The sequence below is a fragment of the Clostridium sp. AM34-11AC genome (genome assembly GCF_003435375.1).
Classification (GTDB): Bacteria; Bacillota; Clostridia; order Lachnospirales; family Lachnospiraceae; genus Pilosibacter; species Pilosibacter fragilis.
Window position 1 is genome coordinate 1 of sequence record NZ_QWGL01000065.1, and the last position, 5,109, is coordinate 5,109.

A 5,109-nucleotide genomic window follows, 5' to 3' on the forward strand; every position below is an offset into this window, starting at 1 on the left:
CCAACCGCTTGATTAAGAAGTCTTTTAGAGCATACAACACCCGCCGCCATCTTGAATTTGCGGTACTGCTTGACGGCGAAGTGGTCCGGCTCCCGTTCCTCCAACTGAGAAAAGAGCAGGTCCACCGGGCTTTGATAGGTTTCGTCATCCTCTCTGGCTTCACTGGCATTGATAAGGTCCAGAAGCGTGATGAAGTTCTTTTCTTCCTCCGTGGCCTCGTACCAGATGTAGCCGATCAGTGCGGAATAATAGAGGCGTTCCGCTTTGACCCAAAAATCTTCCGAAGATTTTTCACCTTCGCCCTTCGTGTTCATAATCAGGGCGTTTACCAGCTTTAAGATATCTTTCTCTGACCGAATGTAGGCCAGTGGGTTGTATTTCATGGATTTTCGGAAGTTTATCAGGTTGAGGCACTTGATACGGTATTTCTTTCGTTCCAGGAAAGTGCCGATCTCCGGCAGCAAGGTTCCTTTCGGATCGGTGCAGACATAGGACGAATGGGCTTGCAGCAACGATGGCTTACAGAAGAACCGCGTCTTGCCGCTGCCGGAACCGCCGATCACCAGAATGTTTTTGTTTCTGGCATACTTCGGCTGCTTTGGACGGCTCGCCATCGTAATCCGCTCCGTCTGCGTCATAGGGATGTTCTGGAAAAAGTCCTTATCCATGTAGGGAGCGATATCTGCCGCCGTACCCCAGCGGGCAGAACCATACTCGATCCCGTGACGGTACTTCTTAGCGTTCTTGCCTTTCAGGTAGACCGCCATGCGAAGGACCACCGCACCGGCTATGCCGATCAGCAGGTCCGTGGGATGGAAACTGAGCCACGGAGAGGAAAGCGCTGCCGTAAAGCCGTCCCCGATGGAAAGCAGCTTGCCGGAGAGGTCAGAACCGGGTGCAAGCCGGAAAGCCTGTGCCAGCTTATCGAAGGGATACACAAACAGAAGATACGGAAGATTCAGCAAAAATAGTTTTTTCACGTTCATCTCTGCACGCTCCGATCTTTGACCTTTACTTTCTCCCGGTCAATGGTACGGTGTTCCGTTTTCTCTGCCGCCTGTTCCTTCGCCTGGGTCAGTCGATCCCGGATGGAGGGCTTTTCCTCCCGACTCATTTTGCGGCTGGCAAACTCCTGAAATGCCGCTGTGATGGCATCTGCGTCCCGGCTTTTGAAAAAGACCAGGTAACGGGGTTGTTCGGCGACGGTGTCCTTCTTCAAGGCAAAATCCACATGGTATTTCTTCGCCACACGGGAGAAAGCCTTGATATTCCTGTCGCTGATCTCGATATTGGCAAGACCGGCGTTCTGGCTGGCAAGCTGTTTAAGGCTCTGCCTGCCGCGGTAGATTTTTGGCTTCTGGCTTTTCTGGATTTCCTCCAGGAACTTTTTGACGGCCTTTTCAAAGACCTGCTCACTTAGCTTGGCTCCGTCAACAATGAGCGTCACGGCGCCCCGCGTTACTTCCTCCTGCATTTAGCCTCGCCCCCTTTGCCCGTCCCCGTACATATCGTGCTGCACCAGGGAAGAATAATAGCTGTTGATGGTGGTCGGGGCGTTATACAGTGCCGCCAGAAGGTATTTCTTGATATTGCGGACATAGGTGGTGTTGTCCTTCATACAGTCCATGACATACTGAACATGAGAACTGTCCAGCTTCATAAACCGGGACTTTACCACCTCCGCCGGATAATCGTCTCCGGCAATGCGGATGACTTTGCGGGCAGAACATACGGTATCCACAATCAGGTCAACGATCTCGTCAAGCTGCTCACGGTCGATATGGCTGTCCTGCACCAGATAGCTGTACTCGATGTTATCCAAAATCACTTCACGATAACATTCTCTGGCTCCCATCCCATCCGTTCCCATCCTTGCCCCTACGGGGGTAGGGGGATTTGATCGGATAGGATTTGATAGTTCCGTACTTGATAAATCAGTTCTTGATGGATAGTTACTTGATTCTTCTTTATTTAATTGGGCGGGTTCTTCCTGAACAGGCGTGACCAATGTTGGATTTACCTGTACGGGATTTTCCCGTATAGGTTTTTCCTGTGCAGGTGTTGGCTCTTTAGGCTGCTCCAGAATGGTGTACTCGATCGAACCAAGCTGACCGTTTGCACCTCTCACGCGCTCACGGATCAGATAGCCGTGTTCCTCCAACTCTCGGATGCCGCCGCTGATACTGTCGATGCCGTCCTTGCAGATACGGGCAAGCCCCTTCATGGTGTAGTCCCAGTTCTCTGGCAGGGACAGCATGAGGGATAGAAGTCCCTTTGCTTTCAGCGACAGGGACATATCCCGCAGATGATGGTTTGACATGACCGTGTAATCTCTGGTCTTTTCAATGCGAAAAACTGCCATGCCTGATACCTCCTTCCTCATGGTTTGAAAAGTGTTGATTTTCGGTGTTTCCTCCGTCTGTATCTCTCCCATACCCTTCACATGGGAAAACATCCATGCCCCTTTCGGTTCGTGGCACAGAGGGGAAGGAACAGCGGATTTTCCACCTTTTTTGATACAGTTTTCAGTTCCCTACAATTCACGGTCTTTGTGGTCATAGCGGAGGTTGCCAGCTATGACCTTCGCATGGTTCTTTATTTTGATAAATCCCTTGTCCTGGTTCTCCAGGGCCTTTCCGTATCCGGCTTCGGTCAGGAACAGGCGCATTTTATCACCCTTGTATCCCATGGGGGACTCATGGGAGAGGACGTCAAAGACGATCATGTGGCGGGTATCGGGATCGAACCGCTCCAGGGCCATGATATCGTGACCGGCCATCTTCTGGGCACCGGATTGCTGCCTGGCCTCCGCCAACATTTCCCCGATAGTCCTTGCCTTGCCGGGCAGACGGTAATTCTTCTGAACATCCCGGATCACATCCATGCACTCCTTATCGGAGAGAGGACGGAGCTTTTTCAAAAGGCCTTCCGCCGTGTCCTTCATGGCCTTGTCAGGTGCATAGCGCCAGGTCATGTAAATCTCATTCAGAGCGGCCCCCTGGCTGGTGCCCTCGACCTGATAGATCATCCTTTTTTCAGCTTCACTTAAATTCATTTATCCGGCTCCTTCCTAAAATGGGCAATAAAAAAGCCACAGGTTTTTTATGCCTGCGGCTTGTGCCATGCTTCGCTTATGTGGGAGCGGAAGACAACAGAAAAGGGATACCATTCGTGAAAATAGTATCCCTGCTCTGTAAACTTATTCAATTTTTGATGGTTGCATTGTCTGTCACTGTCCACAAAACCTTGATTTTACTTGTTTTTCTCAACCATCCTTATCAAAGCCTTGCATTGCAAGGGTTTCCGGGGTTATTGTGATATGCTCTGAAATTACAGATTGTGGCAAATCAGAGCAAGATTGAGCAAGTTGTTACTACCTGTTAGTAGTAAATTTGGTAGTAAAATGGGGTTAGATCACTACTAAGAATTTTTAATTTCAATTTGTGGCTTACACTCTTTATCTTGAATTTTTTGACGTGTTCCATCAATATGTTCTTCCCTCCAATCATTCACCATTTTGTAAACACATAAGTTCCGCTGCAAATTATCCAGAAGTTCAATCCCCACATAATTTGTGCAGGAACCTAATGCGAATGAACCTGTTGCTTTCTTTGAATTTCCGAAACATTGTTTCAGGAATCTATGACTTAACTAATGATATATTTTGTACCCTTGCCTTTTCCTTCCACTGTGATCACACCTTTTTCGCACATACCTTTCAGTATCTTTGTTGTCTTTGATTTACCAAAAGGTACATACGGTGCAACTTCGCTGATCGGCTTCAGCATCGTCTTGCTCAAAAGCTTATAAACTACAATTTCATCTTCTGTCAGATCAGCATTTTTTTCAAATATCGGAAGCACAATTTTTATAGCATTTTCCGAAACTTCAAAATCCGGTTTTATCAAAGCTTCCGCATAGAGTTGTTTTATTCTTGTAATTCCCGTTCCAAATATCTCTACGAATCCTAATCTATAAAATACATTGGCAAGATTTCTATTTCTTAAAGCAGAAAGCTTTCCAAACAGATATTCTTCCTCTGTGATTCCAGACGGTAATCCACCAGGAGAAACAATTTCGATTCGATCATCAAACATCGAAACTCTGATTTGTGAATCCACATCCCATACTCTATGAATCAGAGCATTGGCGATTGCTTCTCGAAAAGCAGCTTCCGGTATTTTCTCCATTTTCTTTCGATCGGCACCTTGTATTACTTCGTATTGATAATAGTCTCTGAATACCTCGATTGCCTTTTCATATACCTCTAAAACCGATACATTTTCAAAGGTTGATCTCTTTTGAATGATACTGATATTTTCTCCGAATTTGACAATATCAATTCCGGGGAAATGATTTTTATCTGCCAAAATTCCTGCCGCATTATTGAATCCATTTACATCGTCATATAAGTTTAATGTTTTCAGCGTATCCTTATCAAAATTTTCAATCCGTACAGTTTCTTTCAGTTTACGATGTAAAATTTCAAAGGACAGTTCCTGATCTTTGCAAGGCAATTCTTCAAATCGAATGTTCTTTCCATCCAATACCAGCCTTGAAAACTCCAGAGTGTCTACTTCTATCGTTGCTGTATCATTCCGCTTGTAGGCTTTCGATTTATATAGATACGGCTTCTGAAGTCCACTTTTCACAGTAAGTTTTATCGTCTGGTCATTATTCTGTATTTCAAGCGTATAGTCCGGCTGCGGTGTAATGCTGTCATTGATTTTATTTTCAATATCCAGACAAGCTTGCTTGACATCCGGCAAACCTTTTATATTTCCATCATCATCTACACCAAAAAGAATGGTTCCGCCATCATAATTTGAAAAGGCACTGACTGTTTTTAAAAATGTGTTCGTAATCGTTTCCTTGAACTCCACTATTCTTGTTTCACGCATATCAATCGCCTCCATTTCGTTCTTATTGAATATATTATATGCAGAAATACGCAAAAAGGCAATCGTATTTTTTTACGATTGTTTTTTTGATTGTCTTGTATTCATAATGTGAACTTCCTCGATAATTAACTCTCGTCTCTGAACGGCGAGGATGCCAAGCGGAGCGTCTATAATGGAACACCCATATCTCAGGAAGAGTTAGAATGCA

The 5,109-nt window shown here is 45.7% G+C and carries 5 protein-coding genes; all 5 read right to left on the reverse strand.

The window, feature by feature from the left end; genetic code table 11:
* The coding region (locus DW826_RS17345) for a type IV secretory system conjugative DNA transfer family protein (RefSeq protein ID WP_147327177.1) at positions 1-986 on the reverse strand (986 nt) is incomplete at its 3' end.
* Positions 983-1,474, reverse strand: coding sequence for a PcfB family protein (locus DW826_RS17350; protein ID WP_117553311.1), 492 nt, complete (start codon positions 1,472-1,474; stop codon positions 983-985). The genes DW826_RS17350 and DW826_RS17345, both read right to left, overlap by 4 nt.
* Positions 1,475-2,362 (reverse strand): DUF6017 domain-containing protein, encoded by an 888-nt coding sequence (locus DW826_RS17355; protein ID WP_117485860.1) that lies wholly within the window; start codon positions 2,360-2,362, stop codon positions 1,475-1,477.
* A gap of 171 nt (positions 2,363-2,533) precedes the next feature.
* The gene (locus tag DW826_RS17360) at positions 2,534-3,055 is read right to left on the reverse strand and encodes a DUF5720 family protein (RefSeq protein ID WP_117485855.1); all 522 of its coding nucleotides are present in this window, start codon (positions 3,053-3,055) and stop codon (positions 2,534-2,536) included.
* Between the two features lie 592 nt (positions 3,056-3,647).
* Positions 3,648-4,901 carry an ATP-binding protein gene (locus tag DW826_RS17365; RefSeq protein WP_117485857.1) on the reverse strand — a complete coding sequence of 418 codons (1,254 nt, stop codon included), beginning with the start codon at positions 4,899-4,901 and terminating at the stop codon, positions 3,648-3,650.
* Positions 4,902-5,109 lie beyond the last annotated feature (208 nt).